The organism is Acinetobacter sp. ABJ-A23_2 (genome assembly GCF_044538765.1).
Taxonomy (GTDB): Bacteria; Pseudomonadota; Gammaproteobacteria; order Pseudomonadales; family Moraxellaceae; genus Acinetobacter; species Acinetobacter nosocomialis_A.
This window is the reverse complement of sequence record NZ_JBIUCP010000017.1, coordinates 40,645-62,307: the sequence shown is the minus strand read 5'-3', so window position 1 is coordinate 62,307 and position 21,663 is coordinate 40,645. Positions and strand designations below refer to the sequence as shown.

The following is a 21,663-nucleotide window of genomic DNA, read 5'->3' as shown; positions in this document are numbered from 1 at the left end:
TCTCAGTGCACTTTTTCATTTCTACATTAAAAATTGTTTCTCAAGAAAACAAATATTGATAAACAATATACGCAGCCAGTTTTGCTGTTCTGTTGTCTAAATCAAATTTTGGATTGCACTCAGCAATATCTAAAAGTTTGATTTTGCCAGTCCCTTGAATATGCTTAAAAATTGCTTCAAAAGTGGCTAAATCAATTCCTTTTACGGCTGGCGCACTGACCCCCGGTGCAACCGCAGCCGCGAAGACATCTAAATCAATCGTAACGTACAAACCGTCTACTTTTTCAATAAAAGCATCAACCGCTGCAAGCACGTTTGGTAGGTTAAAAATATTAACCTCATGATCACGTAAATATGAACAATTCAGCGCATCGGCAGTATCAAACAAAACTTTAGTATTGGCATGGTTGGCGACCCCAATACATAAATAATTAAATTGTTTTTGATGCTGTTCTGAAAGCCTTGCTGCTTGTAAAAAAGGTGTTCCAGAGGTGGCATGCTCTGCTTCACGCAAATCAAAATGGGCATCAAAATTAATAATGCCTATTTTTTTATCTGGCGCATGGGCTTGCATATATTGGAATAGACCACTAAAGCTACCAAAAGCAACTTCATGTCCACCGCCCAACACAATCGGTTTAAAACCATTTTGCAGGCTATTTGCGACTTGTTCTGCTAACTCGGTTTGTGCTTGCTCTAAATTCTCATATTCGCAGGTCACTGTACCCAAATCGACAATACTGACTGGACGATGAACCGGTAAGTTAGCCAGTTGTGTGCGAATCGCATCTGGCGCATCGGCAGCACCAACTCGGCCTTTGTTACGTTTCACGCCTTCATCAGAGCTAAAACCAATCAGGGCAAATTCAGCATGTTGGGTGGTATTCACAATATGGTGAATACGTTGGTGTGCTTCACCCTCGCCATCATGTCGGCCTTGCCATTTAAATGTGTGATTCATGTGACACCGTTTAAAAAATAACTTCTTGTCCATGCTGAACGACTCGCTTAGGCAAATCTCCGCCCAGCCAGTAAACAATTTCAGATGGATGCTCAATATCCCAAGCGACAAAGTCAGCGACTTTACCCTGCTCCAAACTACCGTGCGTTTGCTCTAAACCGAGTGCTTGTGCCGCATGAATGGTGACACCCGCCAATGCTTGCTCAGGCGTTAAACGGAATAACGTACTGCCCATATTCAGCATTAAACGCACAGAAAGTGCTGGAGATGTACCCGGATTTAAATCACTCGATAGCGCAATACGCACACCATGTTTAATCAGGCTTTCGATTGGTGGATATTGTGTTTCACGCAATAAATAAAAGGCACCCGGCAATAACACAGCAACCGTACCCGACTCTGCCATGGCTTTGACATCATCTTCGGTCATGTACTCTAAATGGTCAGCCGACAATGCATGATAACGTGCTGCCAAACTTGAACCGCCTAGCGATGAAAGCTGCTCCGCATGAAGCTTAACGGGTAGACCCAATGATTGTGCCGTTTTAAAAACACGTTCAACCTGAGCTGGTGAAAATGCCAAATGCTCGCAGAACGCATCTACAGCATCGACCAAACCTTCTGCATGTAGTTTAGGCAGCATTTCTGTACAGATATGCTCAATATAAGCATCGCTTTGGTCTTTGTATTCTGGTGGTAAAGCATGAGCAGCCAAACAGGTGCTTTTGACCGTCATTGGTAATTTTTCACCAATTTGACGGATCACACGCAGCATTTTGCGCTCGTTTTCGTAATTGAGTCCGTAACCAGACTTAATTTCAATGGTGGTTACACCGTCTTGCTGCATACAGCGGATACGTTTCAGTGCTGAGTTTAATAGCTGTTCTTCGCTTGCTTCACGTGTTGCACGTACTGTACTTGCAATACCGCCACCACTTGCAGCAATTTCAGCATAACTTACGCCTTGTAAGCGCTTTTCAAACTCAACACTACGGTTGCCACCAAAAACACTATGCGTATGACAGTCGATGAAACCTGGGGTCACCCAAGCGCCATTTAAGTCAACTGTTTCGGAATAAGTGTCGGCAGGAAGTTGTTGTTGTTTTCCAATCCAATGGATGAGATGCCCTTCGGTAACAATTGCAGCATCTTCGATATAAGAATATTGCCCATTTTGCATGGTCGCAATATGGCAGTTCTGCCAAAGTTTTTTCATTAGCCTATCCTCGAAACTGCCCAACAGATAAACCATTGGGCAGTTGATTTGTTAGCTTTCCATTTCTATGTTTTGCTGGACAGGCTCACTTTCCTTTCCCAAGCTTTGCTCCGGCTTTACCCAAATGCGATACGCAATGGTTAACAGAGCAAGCCATGCCGCACCTACATAAATTGCAGGACGCGAGTCTGGGAAGTAGCCCATCATCACTAAAATGAACACCATAAACCCGATTGCAAAAGCAGGTGCATATGGCCATCCGAATACAGGGAAATCCAGTGCCTTAATTTCAGCAGTAGATAATTTACGGCGCATCGCCACTTGCGAAAGCAAGATCATGAGCCATACCCAAACTGTTGCAAACGTTGCAATTGATGCAATGATGACAAATACATTTTCAGGAATCAGGTAGTTCAGTACCACACCAATTAACAGCACGCCAGCCATAACCACAACAGTCATCCAAGGCACACCATTACGTGAAAGTTTCTTGAACACTTGCGGTGCTTGACCACGATTTGCCATACCGTACAACATACGGCCTGCACCAAATACATCACTGTTAATTGCTGAAATTGCAGCAGTTACCACCACAACGTTTAGAATATTTGCAGCAGATTTAATGCCTAAGTTTTCAAAAATTTGTACAAACGGACTGCCTTGGCTACCAATCTGGTTCCATGGGAAAATCGACATAAGTACAAAAATAGTCAGTACATAGAACAGTAAAATACGGACTGGAACGGCATTAATTGCTTTTGGTAAGGTGGTTTTCGGGTCTTGTGACTCACCTGCGGTTAAACCAATAATTTCGATACCACCAAAGGCAAATACAACTACAGATAAACACCCAATCAAACCTGCAATACCATGCGGCATGAAACCATCATAAATCCATAGATTTTGAAGCCCCGGTACAACATTGCTGTGATCAACATGGAAGCCATAAAACATAAGGCCTAAACCACCGACAATCATGGCAACAATGGCACTGACTTTAACAATTGAAAGCCAAAATTCGAGTTCACCAAAGACTTTTACATGAATAAGGTTAATTGCACCCAAGAACATGATGAGAGACAAAATCCAGATCCACCGCGGTACATCGGGATACCAGAACCCCATATAAATACCAAACGCAGTGACATCGGCAATTGCAACAATCACCATCTCAAAAACATAGGTCCAACCTGTGGTAAAACCAGCCAACGGACCAATGTACTGAGATGCATAGTGGCTGAATGAGCCAGAGACAGGGTTATGGACAGCCATTTCACCCAGTGCGCGCATAACGATATAAATTGCAATCCCTGCAACGATATACGCAAGTAATACTGAAGGCCCTGCCATTTTGATGGCAGTCGCCGAACCATAGAAAAGCCCAGTTCCAATTGCTGAGCCCAATGCCAAGAAACGAATATGGCGGGTATTCAAACCCCGCTGTAGTGTGGAGTTTTGTGACATTTTAATCTCCAATCCTTGAGGAAATTTAGTTGGATTCGGCCACTCCATGTGACCGTTTTATCAATCACACTTCAGATAAACTAGGGAGTAGTTTTGGAATGAGTAACTCGTTTAGGCAACCACTCGCAAGCAATTCGCTAGCCTGTTCGATATCAGGAGCAAAGAAACGATCTTCACTGTAGTAAGGAACTTGATCGCGCAAGATTTTACGAGCTTGTTCAAGTTTAGGCGAGCTTTTTAAACCTTCACGGAAGTCTAAACCCTGACAAGCGCCTAACCATTCAACAGCTAAAATGCCACGAACGTTGTCAGCCATGTACCAAAGACGCTTACCGGCATTCGGAGCCATCGATACGTGGTCTTCCTGATTGGCAGAAGTTGGTAAGCTATCGACACTTGCAGGATGCGCAAGTGCTTTATTATCGCTCGCAAGTGCAGCAGCTGTCACTTGTGCAATCATAAAGCCTGAGTTAACACCGCCATTTGCAACCAAGAATGGTGGAAGTTGTGACATGTGGCGGTCCATCATCATCGAAATACGACGTTCAGACAATGAACCAATTTCAGCGATCGCCAATGCTAAATTATCTGCCGCCATTGCAACAGGTTCTGCATGGAAGTTACCGCCTGAAATCACGTCACCTTGTTCAGCAAATACGAGCGGGTTATCCGATACAGCATTTGCTTCAATTTCTAATACTTCAGCCGCCTGACGGATTTGCGTTAAACATGCCCCCATCACCTGTGGTTGGCAACGTAAAGAGTATGGGTCTTGAACTTTGCTACAGTCTTCATGTGAATGTGCAATTTCACTTGAGTCTGTTAATAGGTCACGATAAGCCGCAGCTACATCAATTTGACCACGTTGGCCACGTACTTCGTGAATACGCGCATCGAATGGTGCACGTGAACCCAACATTGCTTCAACGCTTAAGCCACCACAAACCGTTGCAGCAGCAAACAAGTCTTCAGCTTCAAACAAGCCACGTAACGCATAAGCCGTTGACACTTGTGTACCATTTAAAAGTGCCAAACCTTCTTTAGCAGCTAAAGAAATTGGTTCTAAACCTGCAACTTTTAGAGCTTCAACTGCTGGTAACCATTCGCCCTTATAACGCGCCTTACCTTCACCAAGTAATACTAAAGACATGTGTGCAAGTGGTGCCAAGTCACCTGAAGCGCCTACTGAACCTTTTAGTGGAATGTGTGGGTAAACTTCGGCATTAATTAAAGCCAACAAAGCATCAATTACTTTACGACGAATACCAGAGAAACCACGCGCCAAGCTATTTGCTTTCAATAGAATAATTAAACGAACCATTGCGTCATCAAGTGCTTCACCTACACCTGCTGCATGCGAAAGAACCAATGAACGTTGTAACTTTTCTAAATCTTCAGGAGCGATTTTGGTTGATGCGAGTAAGCCAAAGCCCGTGTTAATACCGTAAGCTGTACGCCCTTCATTTACAATTTTCTCAACGCAAGCCACGCTTGCATCAATTGCAGATGAAGCACTTTCATCCAATTTAACTTTGATCGGGTTGAGGTACGCTTGACGTAAATCGGCTAAGGTCAATTTTCCCGGTTGGATAAGTAATTCCATGTTGGCTTCCTAATTTTTTGCACTATATTCTGCTGAGACGGTGCTTTTCACAATTGCAAAAAGCACCGCTAGTTCTTCCATGTATTTTTATTGCGTGATCATTGGCAAGTGTAAGCCTTGCTCTTTGGCACAGTTAATCGCAATTTCATAACCTGCATCGGCGTGACGCATAACACCTGTTGCAGGGTCATTGGTCAGTACGCGAGCAATACGTGCAGCAGCTTCATCTGTACCATCACACACAATTACAACGCCTGAGTGTTGAGAGAAGCCCATACCTACACCACCACCGTGATGTAAAGACACCCAAGTTGCGCCGCCTGCTGTATTTAGCAACGCGTTTAATAAAGGCCAGTCTGATACTGCGTCTGAGCCGTCTTGCATTGCTTCAGTTTCACGGTTTGGACTCGCAACTGAACCTGAGTCTAAATGGTCACGACCAATCACAACTGGTGCAGACAATTCACCGCTACGAACCATTTCGTTAAATGCCAAACCAAGTTTTGCGCGTAAGCCTAGACCCACCCAGCAAATACGCGCTGGTAAGCCTTGGAAGCTAATACGTTCACGAGCCATGTCTAACCAATGATGTAAATGTTCATCATCAGGAATTAACTCTTTAACTTTGGCATCTGTTTTATAAATGTCTTCTGGGTCACCAGAAAGTGCAGCCCAACGGAATGGACCAATACCACGACAGAACAATGGACGGATGTACGCAGGTACGAAACCTGGGAAATCAAAAGCGTTTGCTACGCCTTCATCTTTCGCCATTTGACGGATGTTGTTGCCGTAGTCAAATGTTGGAACACCCATTTTTTGGAAATCAAGCATCGCTTGTACGTGCTTCGCCATCGACTGTTTTGCAGCTTTTACCACAGCTTCTGGTTCAGTTTTCGCACGTTCACGGTATTCGTCCCAAGTCCAACCTACTGGTAAGTAACCATTAAGTGGATCGTGTGCACTTGTTTGGTCTGTCACCATGTCTGGACGTACACCACGGCGAACAAGCTCAGGTAAAATTTCAGCAGCGTTACCATGAAGCGCAATTGAAATTGCTTTACCTTCTTTTGTATAGCGGTCAATACGCGCTAAAGCGTCGTCTAAATCAGTCGCTTGTTCGTCTACATAACGGGTACGTAAACGGAAATCGATACTTGCTTGTTGGCATTCAATATTTAAAGAACACGCACCTGCAAGTGTTGCAGCTAGAGGCTGAGCGCCACCCATACCACCTAAACCAGCGGTAAGAACCCAACGACCTTTTAAATCACCGTTGTAGTGTTGGCGGCCTGCCTCAACGAAAGTTTCATAAGTACCTTGTACAATGCCTTGGCTACCAATGTAAATCCATGAACCTGCTGTCATTTGACCGTACATTGCAAGAGCTTTTGCATCTAACTCGTTGAAGTGTTCCCAGTTTGCCCAGTGTGGTACAAGGTTTGAGTTTGCAATTAAAACGCGTGGTGCATCTTTATGAGTTTTAAATACACCTACTGGTTTGCCTGATTGAACCAATAAAGTTTCGTCAGTTTCAAGATTTTTTAGCGTATCTACAATTTTGTCGAAACATTCCCAGTTTCGTGCTGCACGACCAATACCGCCGTATACAACTAACTCTTTCGGGTTTTCTGCAACGTCCGGATCAAGGTTATTCATCAACATACGTAATGGGGCTTCAGTTAACCAACTCTTAGCCGTTAATTCAGTGCCGCGTGGTGCACGAATTTCTACATCACGAAATTTTGTTGTCGTTGTTGTCACAGTCGGACTCCTTCCTTTGAGCTTACATCAGCAGAACATCACTTGTCTCTGCATTTGTATAGTAATGTATTAACTTGTATATACATCCATATACTACACAAATATTTTTCGGCGTGAAGAGGGTTACTCATATTTTTTTGAAAAAATTGAATAAGCTTATGAATTAAATTAATTTATTTTTATATTAGGCATAAAAAAAGCACATATCCTCTAAGAAGACATGTGCTTTTTAAGTCGTAAATGATGTCTTTTTATCGTTGAATTAACTCAATGACATAGCAGCTTTTGAGTTGTTTTTTGGGAAAACTGATCGATGTGATACCAGATTTTTTCTCAATTTTTAGCGTCTCGTGAGCAGCAAGCTGAACGGAATGATCATCCACCTTTACTTGTGTTTCACCACCCTGATTAAAAATGAAAATCAGGTCTGCCGAGCTAATAAATACCTGCTCCGCTGCATCATTCAACCACTGAAAACGGGCATGAAACTTTGCAGGATCATAAATTAAATTTAAATCTCGAATTGCACCGTCTACCAGTTCACTTTGAACCTGACTCTCACCATGAAAAGCAAAAATATCTCCTTGGTTCAGCGTTTTGGCTGGAAGATCATCGACATGCAATACCATGCCCTGCCCATCAAGTACGCTAATAATGCGCTGCTTATTGGGAAATAGCGAAAATGGCCCAGAAGTGGTCACATCTGCCATCGAAATACGCCACTCAAAGTCGGCATCACCTTGGCTTCGAGCAATTTCTAAAGTAAAGCCAGCACCGTTTTTCCAAAGCATTTTTGTATATTGATCGGCCCTGATCAATTTAATCATGGGTTAAATTTCCCTTCGAGATAATAGCGACTACCCGGATAAATCAAACGCGCACTTGAAATGAGTTGTTTGTTTGACCATGTGCGGCGACGGATCAGTAAGCATGGTTCAGCTTTAGTAATCTTTAACCATTTACACTCTTGCGGTGATGCTAAAACTGCCTCAACAATATGCTCACCTTCTGACACAGGCGCTTTTGCCATGAGGTAAGCATTTGGGGTAATGGTTTTAAAATCTTGTTGTAGATAATCTGGAATAAGCGCTGCATCGACTAAACGATCTTCGACCTGAACAGGGACATCATTTTCATAATGCACAATAATCGAGTGAAATAATCTTTGCCCTTCACGAGTCTGCATTAACACGCTTTGCTCTGCATTTGCATAAATTTGTTCTAAGACTAAAACTTCAGCGTGGTGCTTATGGTTTCGTGCAATAATCTCATCGGCAATATTATTAATCTGAAAAAGTGCAGTTCGGCCTTGCCCTTCAGCAACGAAAGAACCAACGCCTTGAATTCGAACTAGTAGGCCCTCAGTCGTTAACTCACGAAGCGCACGGTTTACAGTCATACGGCTACAACCGAGTTGATTAACCAGTTCACTTTCCGAAGGAATTTTTTTATTTACAGCCCATGAACCTTCATAAATCTTTTGTGAAATCAGTTGTTTTACGCGTTGGTATAAAGGAACTGGACTATCAGCTTCAATCGAAAGCTCAGCATGTTCTTGTTTTGATGTTCTGGGCATAACAAATACTCAAAAAGGCGGCAGGCAAAAAGGTATTTTAGTTGACATGCTATGTATATACAACCACATACAACATGTTAATTTATGAATTAAATAGATTTTAAAAAGTTTAAAAAATAAACATAGCTCGATAAGAGCTAATTTAAAGTTTTATGTAAAGAAATTCAAATATATAAAGGCTTTATCAATATTTATTTAATAATTATTTCTGCTATGCCTGTGCTCAATTCAAGGATGTAAAAAGTATCGTCTTTTCTGATTTACGAAATGCTGCTTAAAATTTTTATTTAAAATAACTGATCGATAGTATTCTTCTGCCACACAGTATATTAATAAAGCTGGAAGCACATCGAATGCGTAATTATAAAATAGATATTCTTCGAGGAATGTCTATCCTTTTGGTTCTTTTACATCATTTTAATATTCCCTATAAACTTAAAGATACATGGTTAGGTTTTGATTTCTTAGGTGAAGCATTTAGCACAGTCATCGCAAGAAACGGAAATTATGGCGTCACCATGTTTTTTGTGATTTCGGGTTTTTTAATTACCCATCACACCTTAAAAAGAGACAAACAATTTTCCGCAATTAACCTCAAACATTTTTATATCCGACGGGCAGCGCGTATTTTACCGTGTTTGATATTACTCATTTTAGGGGTAAGCATACTTGGTTCATTTGACTTAAAACCCTTTATGAACCAAGCACCGAACGGCATTGAGGTTTCTTATCCTTTAACCATATTTGCAGCTTTAACCTTCTGGATGAATATCCTGATTATTAAATTTGGTTGGGTAAACTACGCTTTGGGCATGTTGTGGTCGCTCTCTGTGGAAGAAGTTTTTTACTTTGTTTTTCCATTATTGTGCCTGTTCACGCGTAGTAATAAGGTCTTTATTGCTGTACTTGTTGGAGTCATTTTATACGGGCCTTATTTTAGATCTCTGCATTTTGGAGAAGAAAGCGGCGCTTATTTATATCATTATTTTTCAAGTTTTGACGGCATAGCAATTGGCTGTTTAACAGCTATCTTTTCTCATAAATACCAGCCAAATTGGGCCTATAAAAAACCTCTTTCGTGGTTGATTATTTTGAGCATGGTCACTCTATATTTATATGCACCAATTAAAGAAGTGAGTACATGGGGTATTAGCCTATTTGCTTTTGCTACAGGTCTACTCATTTTGTGTTTTCAGCATCCTTCCAAAACACAAGCACATAACCTATTTAACAAAGTGATGGTCTGGTTGGGGCAAAGAAGTTATGAGACTTATTTGTTCCATCTGGTAGTACTAGGCCTTATGAAAGTTGCTTTTATTCCGGCTCAAACCGACGCTAGCATCAAAATTATGCTTTTAATTGGCTATTTGGTTCTGACTTTCATCATTAGCGCAGCGATTGAAAAATATTATTCCAGCCCACTCAACAACTACATTCGAAAGATTTTTATTAAAGACAAATCATAAAATAAGCCCCTTTTAAATAGGGGCTTATTTAATTAAGCGATCAACATAGTTTCATCATCTTGCTTAAAAGGGTTCGACCAGTTCTGCCAAACTTGTGGTCCTAAAGCCATTTCTTCATCGCTTAATAAGCAGCTATCTAAGCGTTGTATTAAGGCTTGCTCATCCATTTGCATACCAATTAAAACCAGCTCCTGACGTGCATCACCTGTTTGAGCGTCCCAAACCTTTTTAATTTTTTCGATGCTGTCTAAGTCACTCGGCCAGTCTTCTTCTGCAACGGCGGCCCACCAATAACCAGCTAAGCCATGTCGTGCCATGGCCCCCGCTTGTGACCATGAATAAGCCAATGTCGGTTCAGCAGCCAACCAGAAAAAGCCTTTAGAACGAACGACACCCGGCCATTCAGCTTGTACCAAATCATAAAAACGTTCTGGATGGAAAGGTCGGCGGGCACGGTAAACAAAGCTACTGATTCCATACTCTTCAGTCTCTGGCGTATGCTCACCACGTAATTCTTTTAACCATCCCGGTGCTTGTGCGGCTTCATCAAAATCGAATAATTGTGTATTTAAGATTTTATCTAAAGCGATCTTTCCAAATTGAGCAATTTCAATTCGAGCACGCGGGTTTAGCGTTTTTAAAATCGCGATGAGCTGGTCTTGCTGCGCCTGATCAATCAAATCAATTTTATTCAGCACGATTACATCACAAAACTCAATCTGATCGATAAGAAGGTCGACTACGGTTCTCTCATCTTGCTCGCCTAAGAACTCACCACGTTGTTGCAGAGAGTCGACTGAACTGTAATCTTTAAGAAAGTTAAAAGCATCGACTACCGTGACCATGGTGTCGAGTCGAGCAAACTCATTGAGAGAGTTTCCATTTTCATCTTCAAAGGTAAAGGTTTCTGCAACAGGCAGTGGTTCTGAAATACCTGTTGACTCAATCACCAATTGGTCAAAGCGCCCTTCATCGGCTAAGCGTCTCACCTCAACCAGTAAATCTTCTCGTAGCGTACAGCAGATACAGCCATTACTCATTTCAACCAGTTTTTCATCTGTCCTTGAAAGCTCTGCCCCACCTTCGCGTACTAATGCCGCATCAATATTCACCTCTGACATATCATTAACAATCACGGCAATACGGCGGCCTTCACGATTATTTAAAATATGGTTGAGCAATGTGGTCTTTCCTGCACCCAAAAAGCCCGATAAAACAGTGACGGGAAGCTTGGCAAATGAGTTGGCGATTGCAGTGTGCATGGCTTGATCTCTTTGAATAATATTTAAACTGATCATGGCTGGCCATTTAAATATGGCCAGATCACAGGCGTAATCTATTTCTAAACCACAATAATGTTATGTTATAACATAACTATTGATCAAGTTTTTATTCTAGTTTTATTCAAGCCAATTCATTTATTCTTTGAAAAAATTGCTTTTATAGTCACTGACAAATCGAGGTTCTATAGTGGTGGTCAGGTCCCCATGAACGAAAGCCTTGGCTATCAATATGGATTTGTCCCGAGGCATAAACACCCAGACCCATGTTAAGTGCTTGTCCTTTGGTTTCCCAGAACTGACAAAGCTTGGTTTTGGTTTGTTGAATATTAAACTGGTCTAAGTCGCTAGGCTGTTCTGGCCCAATTCGAAAATCAAGTGCTGCATTAAAGACATGTCGGGAAGCATCTGCACCACCGGCACAGCGGTTTAAAGATAAAGCTCGATAGGCCGATGTCACTTCAAAATCGTTAATCACACCATCGTCAACCAATGCTTTTAAAATGCTAAGCGTCGGAACAATATTGGACCAAACCTCTCTCGGCGGTACCGCATAAGGCTCCACTCCACATTTTTGCCAGTCTCGAGCTGAACGTAATAACTCATAATCTGGGACTAAATTGGCAAGTCCTTTCTGCTTAAGAAATTGCTTATAAGCCTGCACAGAATGTGCGTGATCTGCGGTTGCAACCCAAGCAATATAATCTTCAGGTTGTTGTTTTATTCTTACCACTGTTTTAGATGGCTGAGGCAAAGAGTGTGGATGCTTAGAAACCGTTGGCTTAGGTGTTTGAGTCGTACACGCGGTAAGAGAAAGTAAGATTAAACCTAAATAGGAATATTTCATAAATATGTTGTTCCTCCCTGAACATCGGGAAGCCTTAGTTATTCATTTAAGAGATGTTATAATATAACAATTACAAAGTCCTTTAATTTCTGTTGTAAATTTTAAAAATTAAAAAGGACGCATTAATACGTCCTTTTTAATTTCTAACTCAGACCTGATTACATATCTGCTTCTAAAGCATGTACAGGCTGCTCAGCTTTTAACTTACGGCGTTTAAATTGATAAGCCACCATTAAGCACAAAATCCAACCCGGAATCATCATCACCGCCACACGCATATCTGGTGTTAGCGACATGACAACTAAAATTCCAAGCATGAACACGATACAAAGATAGTTGCTAAATGGATACATGAAACTTGGGAATTTAGTGGTTTGACCTTGGCGGATCATGAATTTACGGAATTTTAAATGTGTCCATGAAATGACTACCCAGTTAATCACAATCGCTGCAACCACGAGCATCATGAGTAAACCAAATGCTTTTTCAGGGAAAATGTAATTTAACAACACACATAAAATAGTGACTGCCGCAGAAAGGATCACTGCATTGGTTGGAATACCGCGCTTATTAATGCGTGCAAATAATTTTGGTGCATTTCCTTGCTGAGCAAGACCGAGCAACATACGGCTACTGCAATAGCTTGTACCGTTATAAACTGAAACTGCAGCAGTCAAAATAACGAAGTTAAGTAAAGTCGCAACACCTTGGCTGTCTAAAGAAGCAAATACCATTACAAAAGGACTGCCGCCTTGTGCCATTTGATTCCACGGAAATAATGCGAATAAAACAAGAAGCGTCGCAATATAGAAAATCAAAATACGATAGATAATCTGGTTGACCGCTTTAGGTAAGGTTTTGTCTGGGTCACGTGCTTCAGCCGCAGTAATACCGAAAAGCTCAATACCACCAAAAGCAAAAATAATGACTGCCATGGCCATCACCAAGCCTTTAATACCATATGGGAAGAAACCACCTAATGCCCAAAGGTTAGAAATGCTGGCTTGTGGCCCTGCCGTACCGGTTGCAAGTAAATACGAACCGAAACCGATCATGGCTAAAATGGCTAAGATTTTGACAATGGAAAACCAAAATTCCATTTCGCCAAAAAACTTAACATGCAATAAATTAATACCATTAATGAGAATAAAGAACGTTAGAGCGGATGCCCACGTTGGGATTTGCGGCCACCAATATTGAATATAAAGACCAATTGCACTTAACTCCGCCATACATACCAGTACGTTGAGTACCCAGTAGTTCCATCCTGACATGAAGCCTGCAAAAGGCCCCCAATATTTGTAAGCAAAATGACTAAAAGAACCACTTACTGGTTCTTCTACTACCATTTCACCGAGCTGGCGCATCATTAAAAAAGCAATAAATCCTGCAATCGCATAACCCAAGATTACCGACGGACCTGCCAATTTAATCGATTGTGATATACCAAGAAACAGCCCTGTACCAATCGCTCCACCCAATGCTATCAGCTGGATGTGACGATTACTCAAACCGTGTTTCAGGTTTCCTTGCTCTTGTGTTGACATATGATTATTCTCATCCTTGTCACGTAATTTTTTTCCAATAAATTACGTATATCATAAATTGATCAGATTTTCATAGAGATTGATGAAAAAATAATTGCGTTACTTTTCTCACAACCGCGCATGTAAGCAGAAAATGCAAGAAATAACAATTATTATGCAATGTGTAATTAAATTATGTATTGCGTAATTTTATGAATTCAGTATTATAAGAACCATGAAGCAATTGGTTGTTCTCGGTCTATATCAAACTCATAAGTAAAAAGATGACCTGAATAAAGGTTAAAACTTATTGAGTAGCTCAGTCCCTAGACCGAACTTTTATTTGTATAAGACGCGAGATGAAGACAAGGAAGCGAAAATGGAACAAAAACTAAACTCTTTTATTGAAGTTTCACCTCAATCTGATTTCACTATTCATAATTTGCCTTATGGTATTTTTAGTAGAACAGCCGAAGGCGAGCGTCAGGTCGGTGTAGCTATCGGTGATTGGGTCATTGATCTCGCTGCTCTTGAAAAGCATGGTCTTTTAAAACTTTCAGATCAAGACACATACTTTAACCAGCCTACACTGAATAAATTTATTGAATCAGGCAAAGCCAACTGGTCTAAAGTTCGCAAAACATTACAGTCTCTTCTTTCAGTTGAAAATTTAACACTTCAAGAAAACGAAGCATTACGTCAGGAAGTTCTAGTTAAGCAAGACAGCGTAACTTTACATTTACCTGTTCGCGTATCTGGCTATACCGATTTCTATTCTTCTAAAGAACACGCAACCAATGTCGGCTGTATGTTCCGTGACCCTAAAAATGCCTTGCTGCCAAACTGGACCGAATTACCTGTAGGTTATAACGGTCGTGCTAGCTCTGTTGTAGTGAGCGGAACTCAAGTGGTACGCCCATCAGGTCAAATCAAACTTCCAAATGAAGAACGTCCAGTTTTCTCAGCAACGCGTAAACTCGATTTCGAACTTGAAACAGCATTTATTGTGGGTAAACCAACTCAGTTGGGGCAGCCGATCTCGATTGAAAATGCTTGGGACCATATTTTTGGAATGGTTCTGCTAAACGACTGGTCAGCACGCGATATCCAACAATGGGAATATGTGCCTTTAGGTCCATTCAACTCAAAATCTTTCGCTAGCGCTATTTCACCTTGGGTGGTAACTCTGGAAGCACTTGAACCATTTAAAGTTGAAGGCCCGAAACAAGAACCGAAACCACTCGCTTATTTACAAGAAAATATCGCCAACAGTTACGACATTAATTTGAGTGTTGAAATTCAAACACCAAAATCAGCACAAACTGACGTGATCTGTAAAACCAACTTCAAATATATGTATTGGTCTATGGCTCAGCAGCTGACTCATCATACCATTGGAGGCTGTAACGTTCAGGTCGGTGACTTAATGGGCTCAGGTACCATTTCAGGTTCTACACCGGACTCGTATGGCAGCTTGCTTGAGCTGACTTGGAATACCACTAAACCTCTGACACTTGCGAATGGTGAAACTCGTGGTTTCTTACAAGACGGCGATACGCTCATTATGAAAGGTCACTGTGAGAAAAATGGTATTCGTATTGGCTTTGGTGAAGTTCGAAATACTGTACTTCCTGCATTAGCTTTTGATTTTGCAGAGACTTCGGAGCCTGACTATGAAGCTGTATAGTTACTTTCGTAGCTCTGCAGCTTACAGAGTACGGATTGGCCTCAACCTTAAAAGCCTCGCTTATGAAACTGCACCAGTTCATTTAGTTAAAAACGAGCAGCAAAGTGAAGATTATTTAAAGTTAAATCGCAGTGCCTTAGTGCCAACTTTAGTAGACGGCGATTTAACCTTGTCACAATCATTAAGTATTTTGGAATATCTGGATGAACAATATCCGGAAACCAAACTCCTTCCAAATGATGTGAAAGACAGAGCCAAAATCCGTGCTTTTGCACAGGCAATCGCTTGTGATATTCACCCGTTAAACAACTTACGCGTTTTGAAATATTTAAAAAATGACTTAAACGTTTCAGACGAACAAAAAAATTATTGGTATCAGCACTGGATTATTGAAGGCTTTCAAAGTCTCGAACAGCTACTTCAAGATTCAAACGGACAGTTTTGCTTTGGACAACAAGCAACGATTGCCGATTGCTGCCTCATTCCACAAGTCTACAACGCGAAACGCTTCAAGATAGATTTATCTGCGTTTCCAAAAATTGAATCAATTTATCAACATTGTTTGTCTATCCCAGCCTTCTATAACGCGGCGCCAGAACAACAACCAGATTGGGAATAGTAAAAGGAGTTTCAACATGACATTTGCCATTAAAAAAATACATCACGTTGCATATCGCTGTAAGGATGCGAAAGAGACTGTTGAGTGGTATAAAAAAATGCTCAACATGGACTTTATCTTAGCTTTTGCTGAAGACCATGTGCCTTCAACCAAAGCCTTTGACCCTTATATGCATTTATTCCTAGATGCTGGTCAAGGCAACGTTTTGGCATTTTTTGAATTACCAACCCAACCAGAAATGGGCCGAGATGAAAACACGCCTCAATGGGTACAACATATTGCCTTTGAAGTTGAAGATTTAAATGCCCTTTTAGCTGCCAAAAAACATTTGGAAGAAAATGGCGTTAAAGTACTAGGCATTACCAACCACGGTATCTTCCACTCAATTTATTTCTTTGATCCAAATGGACACCGTTTAGAACTGACGTATAACGATATCCATGCTGAAGAAAAAATTGCAAAAATTACTGAAGAAATGAAAACTGAAATGTTAGATGAATGGAGCAAAACTAAACGTGCTCCACACCATACTCATTTCTTGCATGAAGAAGAATTAGGCGCATAATTCTTTCAAAGCAATCGTTTCAAAAGTCGGCATTGGTGGGAATAGTTTGAATGAACTGTTCTATATCAATGCCGATTTATATTGTTTAAATCTACTAAACTTCTCTCAATTTACGCTATAAATAAAAGATGAAGGTCATTGTAAGAATTGTTGATTATTAAACATGTGAATTTTGCTAATAGAAAAAGGTGATTTCTATTTTTCTATAGGCTCAGGCATGATGTAAAACGCATCAATTCCAATTTATGTTTATACATAACTGTTTAACTGCTGAAGTAAATCGATTAAGGGTATTTAAATGATTGAAGAAAAAGTATCTGGGGGGGTTCAATCACTTGAAGTTGGTTTATCCGTACTAAATGCCCTGTTAGAGCACAATCAACCGATTATTCTCAAAGACTTATCTAGTAAGCTCGAGATGCACCCTGCCAAAGTACACCGTTATTTGGTGAGCTTAATTCGCATGGATTACGCCAAACAACTTGAAGATGGGCAATATGCCCTAGGCGATCAGGCATGGCGTTTAGGCTTAAACTGCATTCAGCACAGTGACACTTTACAGCTGGTACAGCATCTAATTTATGACCTACAAAGCAAAATTGGCTGTGGTATTCAAATTAGTAAGTGGTCACCGAAAGGCCCTGTTGTGGTCCAGTCTATTGAATCTAACCACCCTATTTCGATTGTGACCAAAGTTGGCTCAATTATGCCTTTAGTCAATTCTGCTGCGGGACGTTTATTTGCTTCTTACCTTCCGGAGCATTTTATTCGTCCTTTATTAGAAGCTGAGTGGCAAAAGCATCAGGAGCTTGGTCTAAACATCGCACCACACAATTGGCAAGAGTTTTTAGAACTTAAAGATACGATCCGCCAGCAACAAATGTCGGCAGCTAAAGGTGATTTGCTTACGGGTATTAACGCAGTCGGTCTACCTGTATTTAATTCAAACCAAGGGATTGAGTTTTGTCTTGTGGCGCTTGATAGCGAAATGTTTTTACCAGTCGACCCACAAAGTAAAATTATCGAAACGCTAAAAAATGAGATTAATTTAATTAATCAATATATTAAAAGCCGCTAATCATTAGCCATAAAAAAACCAAGAGCAATGCTCTTGGTTTTTTTAGATTAGAGACAAAGCAAAAATTATTTTGCTTCGAGAACACCACGGCGAATTTGGTCACGTTCAATCGATTCAAACAATGCCTTGAAGTTACCTTCACCAAAACCGTCGTCATCTTTACGTTGAATGAATTCGAAGAAAACTGGCCCAATCATGTTTTGAGAGAAGATTTGCAATAAAAGCTTCTTCTGACCGTCTTTAGTATTACCGTCAAGCAAAATACCGCGCTGCTGTAATTCATCAGTCGGTTCGCCATGCTCAGGTAAACGGTCTTCCAACATTTCATAATAAGTGTTTGGCGGTGGAGTCATAAATTGTAGACCCAAGCCTTTTAACTTATCCCAAGTCGAAATTAAGTCATCACAAATAAATGCGATATGCTGAATACCTTCGCCATTAAAATCAGCTAAGAATTCTGCAATTTGACCGTTACCCTTGTCTGAGTCTTCATTTAAAGGAATACGGATCATGCCATCTGGAGCAGTTAACGCTTTAGATGTTAAACCTGTATATTCGCCTTTAATGTCGAAGTAACGAATTTCTTGGAAGTTAAAAATCTTCTCATAGAAGTTTGCCCAGTACTCCATACGGCCTTTGTAGACGTTATGAGTTAAGTGGTCAATTTCTTTTAAACCAGCGCCTTCAGGATTACGCTGTGCATCATCAAAGAAAACAAAGTCATTTTCATAAATGTCACGGTCAACCAAGAAGATTGGCATTCCACCAATACCCTTAATTGCCGGAATGTTAAGCTCCATCGGCCCAACACTAGACTGCATTGGTTCTGCACCAAGCTCAACAGCCTTTTTAAAAGCTTTTGCCGCATCACGTGTTTTGAATCCCATTGCGCAAGCAGATGGGCCATGCTCATTGAAAAAGAATGAAGCATAAGATTCTGGCTGATAATTCAGGATAATATTGATATTTCCTTGACGCCATAAGTACACTTTTTTCGATTTATGCTTGGCTATTTTTGAAAAGCCGATTGTTTCAAAAATTGTATCTAATTCATTTTCTTTTGAAACAAACTCAATAAATGCAAAACCGCATAGTTCTAATGGGTTCTCTAAAATATCCATCTAGTTTCCCTCTGGTGATTACCTGATCCGTTTATTTCTCATGCTGATCTGGTCAGCTCCTTTCTCTATAGAATACGCATTTGCTGGGAGAGTGTTTGAACCGTCAAAATGCCTTAGCCCAACGCATCCTATGAGAAAAAAACCAATAACTAAAACGAAGATTGAGTGAGCACAAAGCCGATGATTAATTTCCCTTCTATATGGTGTTTATTTTCCATACACACAGTCCTTTCTTATCTAAAAGTACGATTGAGATTTTTCAATAAACCTTTAAAAATCGCCTTTTCCTAAAGTCATTCCTAGATTTATGGAGGCCAACATCCTTGTTGGACCCCCAATGGCCATTTACCTTAAAACAGATGCTACTAAAAACAATTAAATTATGCAATACATAATTTAATTATGAATTGTGTAATTTATTAATCAAATTACACCGTTTGTTTGTGCCTGTTTTAGATTTCATATTTTATAAATCATTGGGTACACTCACATGGCTTTTAAAGTTCTAAAGGCGGAAAACTCATGCTTTTAATCAGTGCTTGTTTAATTGGTGAACCTGTACGTTATGACGGCCGATCATGCTTGCACACTACGCTTCAGCAGTTATTTTTAAATAAAAAAGCCCATGCGCTTTGCCCGGAGTTATTAGGCGGTTTTAGCACGCCTCGTTTACCCGCAGAAATTGTAGGAGGAACAGGTCAAGATGTGCTTGATGGAAAAGCAAAAATTACTGATTCATCTGGTTTAGATGTAACAGACTTATATTTAAAAGGCGCTTACCGCACTTTGGAAATTGCACAGCAAATAAAAGCAAGCTGTGTGGTTTTAAAAGAAAATAGCCCATCTTGTGGCAGTCAAAAAATTTATAACGGAACTTTTCAAGGCGAGAAGATTACGGGTGTTGGGATTACCACAGCACTGTTACAGCGCCATGGTTTTAAAGTGATTTCTGAAAACGAAATTGAAGATTGGTTAGCAGCACATCCTCTTTAGTACATTACTCTGCTTTTACTTGAGTAGATTTATCTTCACCTGTACGCCGTGCCCAATAAGTCGCAAGCGCAGGACCAGAAATATTATGCCAAAGGCTGAAAATTGCGCTTGGTACGGCAGTAATCGGGGAAGCCGCAAAATGCACTGCTGCAAGCGCCACGCCTAAACCTGAATTTTGCATACCGACTTCTACAGCAATTGCCTTACTGTCCGCATACGGTAGTTTAAAGAACCGAGCTGCTGCAAAACCTAATAAATATCCAAATCCATTATGTAATATCACTACCGCTAAAATAAGCAAACCTGACTGTAAAATAGCCGCTTTGCTTCCACCAATAATAGCTGCCACAATCGCAACAATTGCAATCACTGAAACTAATGGCATGACTTGAATATAAGATTCAACCTGACGTTTAAGCCATGTTCTTAAAATCAGACCAACCACAATAGGAAGTAGTACAACCTGCAAAATCGAAATAAACATCGAAGCTGCATCTATCTTTAACCATTGGCTAGCAAGCAGATAAAAAATAGCAGGCGTTAACACAGGTGCTAAAAGTGTTGATACCGATGTACAAGCGACCGATAACGCTACGTTACCCTTGGCCATGTAGGTAATCACGTTTGAAGCTGTTCCACCTGGGCAACACCCCACCAAAATAACCCCAACAGCGATTTCCGGCGGTAAATTAAATAATTTACATAGAGCAAATGCCAAGCCCGGCATCACCACAAACTGTGCTACCACCCCAATCAACACCGCTTTAGGGCTTTGTAATACCCCTTTAAAGTCATCGACGGTCATAGTCATTCCCATGCCGAGCATAATAATGCCCAAGATCCATGGAATATAAGCTTTAAGCCAGACAAAAAATTCAGGTTGCCAGAGTGCCAATGCCGCAAAAACGATGACCCATAAAGCAAACGTTTTCTGAACAAATTGAGTAAAACGTAATAATGCAGACATGCTGTTCATCCATACCAAATCGCAATTAAAGCCCAAACATCATGGGCACTATCTCTAGCATTCACTTAACAAGTCAGTCGATTGAATACGGATAACCCCTTGTTGCTGCATGGTTTGCCATGCCTGTTCTAACGAACCGTTGAGATTAATACCTTTGCACGCATCTTCAATCACTAGAGTTTTAAAGCCGAGTTGAATTGCATCTAAAGCAGTCCATGCAACACAAAAGTCCGTGGCAATACCAACCACATAAACCGTATCAATGCCACGCTCTTTTAAGTAACCCGTTAAACCCGTCATTGTGGTGTGGTCTGCTTCCATAAAAGCCGAGTAGCTATCAATATGAGCATGAAAACCTTTTCGGATAATCAGCTGAGCTGTCGGAATATTTAAATCTGGATGAAACTCGGCATCATGCGTGCCTTGTACACAATGCTTAGGCCAAAGCACTTGTAGTCCATACTCGAGTTCAATGGTTTCAAATGGCTGCTTGCCTACATGGTTGACTGCAAAAGATATATGATTATCTGGATGCCAATCTTGTGTGAGGACGACATTTTCAAAACAACCAGCAAGTTGGTTAATGGTTGGAATAATTGTATCGGCGTCGACAACTGCCAGGTTTCCACCCGGCGTAAAACCATTTTGTACATCAACTACGACTAAAGCCGAATTTTGTGGTTGTTTCTTCATTTTCATGCCATCTTAAGTCCCATTCGGGAAAAATATGCATTTTATCTTGCCATAAAAAAGACTGTATCAAGTAGGGATTCGCAGAATTGCACCATATTGTAATATTTACTGTCTTTTACTTGAAATGATCAAATTGGCATTCTATGTTTTGCTCAAGTTTACATAGGGTTTATCAGTTAAGCATATTGTTCTTATGCGTCTGATCAGTCATAATTTGCATAATTGTCATTCAACAAT

At 40.7% G+C, this 21,663-nt stretch carries 19 protein-coding genes; 6 read left to right on the top strand and 13 right to left on the bottom strand.

The features are described from left to right. Window positions 1-40: 40 nt before the first annotated feature. The 7 genes from hutG to hutC form a co-directional block, all read right to left on the bottom strand. A complete protein-coding gene (gene hutG, locus ACH63V_RS08115) occupies window positions 41-961 on the bottom strand; it encodes a formimidoylglutamase (protein WP_396463197.1) in 921 nt (306 codons plus the stop codon). Window positions 962-971: 10 nt separating this feature from the next. Further along, window positions 972-2,177, bottom strand: a complete 1,206-nt coding sequence (gene hutI, locus ACH63V_RS08110) for an imidazolonepropionase (RefSeq protein ID WP_004711377.1) — start codon at window positions 2,175-2,177, stop codon at window positions 972-974. A gap of 51 nt (window positions 2,178-2,228) precedes the next feature. Continuing rightward, the gene (locus ACH63V_RS08105) at window positions 2,229-3,641 is read right to left on the bottom strand and encodes an amino acid permease (RefSeq protein ID WP_151818533.1); all 1,413 of its coding nucleotides are present in this window, start codon (window positions 3,639-3,641) and stop codon (window positions 2,229-2,231) included. A gap of 64 nt (window positions 3,642-3,705) precedes the next feature. After that, window positions 3,706-5,244: a histidine ammonia-lyase gene (gene hutH, locus ACH63V_RS08100; RefSeq protein WP_039245890.1), complete on the bottom strand. Its 1,539-nt coding sequence runs from the start codon at window positions 5,242-5,244 to the stop codon at window positions 3,706-3,708. Between the two features lie 87 nt (window positions 5,245-5,331). Further along, the gene (hutU, locus tag ACH63V_RS08095; RefSeq protein ID WP_002054061.1) at window positions 5,332-7,008 is read right to left on the bottom strand and encodes a urocanate hydratase; all 1,677 of its coding nucleotides are present in this window, start codon (window positions 7,006-7,008) and stop codon (window positions 5,332-5,334) included. Window positions 7,009-7,259: 251 nt separating this feature from the next. Further along, window positions 7,260-7,835, bottom strand: a complete 576-nt coding sequence (locus ACH63V_RS08090) for a HutD family protein (protein ID WP_396463196.1) — start codon at window positions 7,833-7,835, stop codon at window positions 7,260-7,262. Further along, a complete protein-coding gene (gene hutC / locus ACH63V_RS08085) occupies window positions 7,832-8,584 on the bottom strand; it encodes a histidine utilization repressor (RefSeq protein WP_005066641.1) in 753 nt (250 codons plus the stop codon). Before hutC ends, ACH63V_RS08090 begins: the two co-directional genes overlap by 4 nt. A 353-nt stretch (window positions 8,585-8,937) precedes the next feature. Here hutC and ACH63V_RS08080 point away from each other — a divergent pair, with 353 nt between their 5' ends. Beyond that, a complete protein-coding gene (locus ACH63V_RS08080) occupies window positions 8,938-10,050 on the top strand; it encodes an acyltransferase family protein (RefSeq protein WP_396463195.1) in 1,113 nt (370 codons plus the stop codon). Window positions 10,051-10,082: 32 nt separating this feature from the next. Here ACH63V_RS08080 and zigA read toward each other — a convergent pair whose 3' ends face one another. From zigA to ACH63V_RS08065, 3 genes are all read right to left on the bottom strand, one after another. Beyond that, a complete protein-coding gene (gene zigA / locus ACH63V_RS08075; protein WP_396463194.1) occupies window positions 10,083-11,348 on the bottom strand; it encodes a zinc metallochaperone GTPase ZigA in 1,266 nt (421 codons plus the stop codon). Between the two features lie 148 nt (window positions 11,349-11,496). Beyond that, entirely contained in the window at window positions 11,497-12,177 is a 681-nt protein-coding gene (locus ACH63V_RS08070; RefSeq protein WP_396463193.1) for a YcbK family protein, read from the bottom strand. A gap of 158 nt (window positions 12,178-12,335) precedes the next feature. Next, window positions 12,336-13,724: an amino acid permease gene (locus tag ACH63V_RS08065; RefSeq protein ID WP_396463192.1), complete on the bottom strand. Its 1,389-nt coding sequence runs from the start codon at window positions 13,722-13,724 to the stop codon at window positions 12,336-12,338. A 358-nt stretch (window positions 13,725-14,082) separates the two neighbouring features. On the opposite strand from ACH63V_RS08065, the gene fahA reads away from it, so the two are divergent. From fahA to ACH63V_RS08045, 4 genes are all read left to right on the top strand, one after another. Further along, entirely contained in the window at window positions 14,083-15,390 is a 1,308-nt protein-coding gene (gene fahA, locus ACH63V_RS08060) for a fumarylacetoacetase (RefSeq protein WP_396463191.1), read from the top strand. Next, on the top strand, window positions 15,377-16,009 hold the full coding sequence (gene maiA / locus ACH63V_RS08055; RefSeq protein ID WP_396463190.1) for a maleylacetoacetate isomerase: 633 nt from the start codon (window positions 15,377-15,379) through the stop codon (window positions 16,007-16,009). Before fahA ends, maiA begins: the two co-directional genes overlap by 14 nt. Window positions 16,010-16,025: 16 nt before the next feature. Beyond that, entirely contained in the window at window positions 16,026-16,574 is a 549-nt protein-coding gene (locus ACH63V_RS08050; protein WP_209045337.1) for a VOC family protein, read from the top strand. A 298-nt stretch (window positions 16,575-16,872) separates the two neighbouring features. After that, window positions 16,873-17,652: an IclR family transcriptional regulator gene (locus ACH63V_RS08045; protein ID WP_396463189.1), complete on the top strand. Its 780-nt coding sequence runs from the start codon at window positions 16,873-16,875 to the stop codon at window positions 17,650-17,652. Between the two features lie 65 nt (window positions 17,653-17,717). Here the strand turns inward: ACH63V_RS08045 and hppD are convergent, their stop codons facing one another. Next, on the bottom strand, window positions 17,718-18,773 hold the full coding sequence (gene hppD, locus ACH63V_RS08040) for a 4-hydroxyphenylpyruvate dioxygenase (protein ID WP_396463188.1): 1,056 nt from the start codon (window positions 18,771-18,773) through the stop codon (window positions 17,718-17,720). 522 nt (window positions 18,774-19,295) lie between these two features. Here hppD and ACH63V_RS08035 point away from each other — a divergent pair. Further along, window positions 19,296-19,766: a DUF523 domain-containing protein gene (locus tag ACH63V_RS08035; RefSeq protein ID WP_396463187.1), complete on the top strand. Its 471-nt coding sequence runs from the start codon at window positions 19,296-19,298 to the stop codon at window positions 19,764-19,766. Between the two features lie 4 nt (window positions 19,767-19,770). Here ACH63V_RS08035 and ACH63V_RS08030 read toward each other — a convergent pair whose 3' ends face one another. Beyond that, window positions 19,771-20,733 (bottom strand): bile acid:sodium symporter family protein, encoded by a 963-nt coding sequence (locus ACH63V_RS08030; RefSeq protein ID WP_396463186.1) that lies wholly within the window; start codon window positions 20,731-20,733, stop codon window positions 19,771-19,773. 54 nt (window positions 20,734-20,787) lie between these two features. Then, window positions 20,788-21,432 carry a bifunctional nicotinamidase/pyrazinamidase gene (gene pncA, locus ACH63V_RS08025; RefSeq protein ID WP_006581544.1) on the bottom strand — a complete coding sequence of 215 codons (645 nt, stop codon included), beginning with the start codon at window positions 21,430-21,432 and terminating at the stop codon, window positions 20,788-20,790. Between the last annotated feature and the right edge of the window lie 231 nt (window positions 21,433-21,663).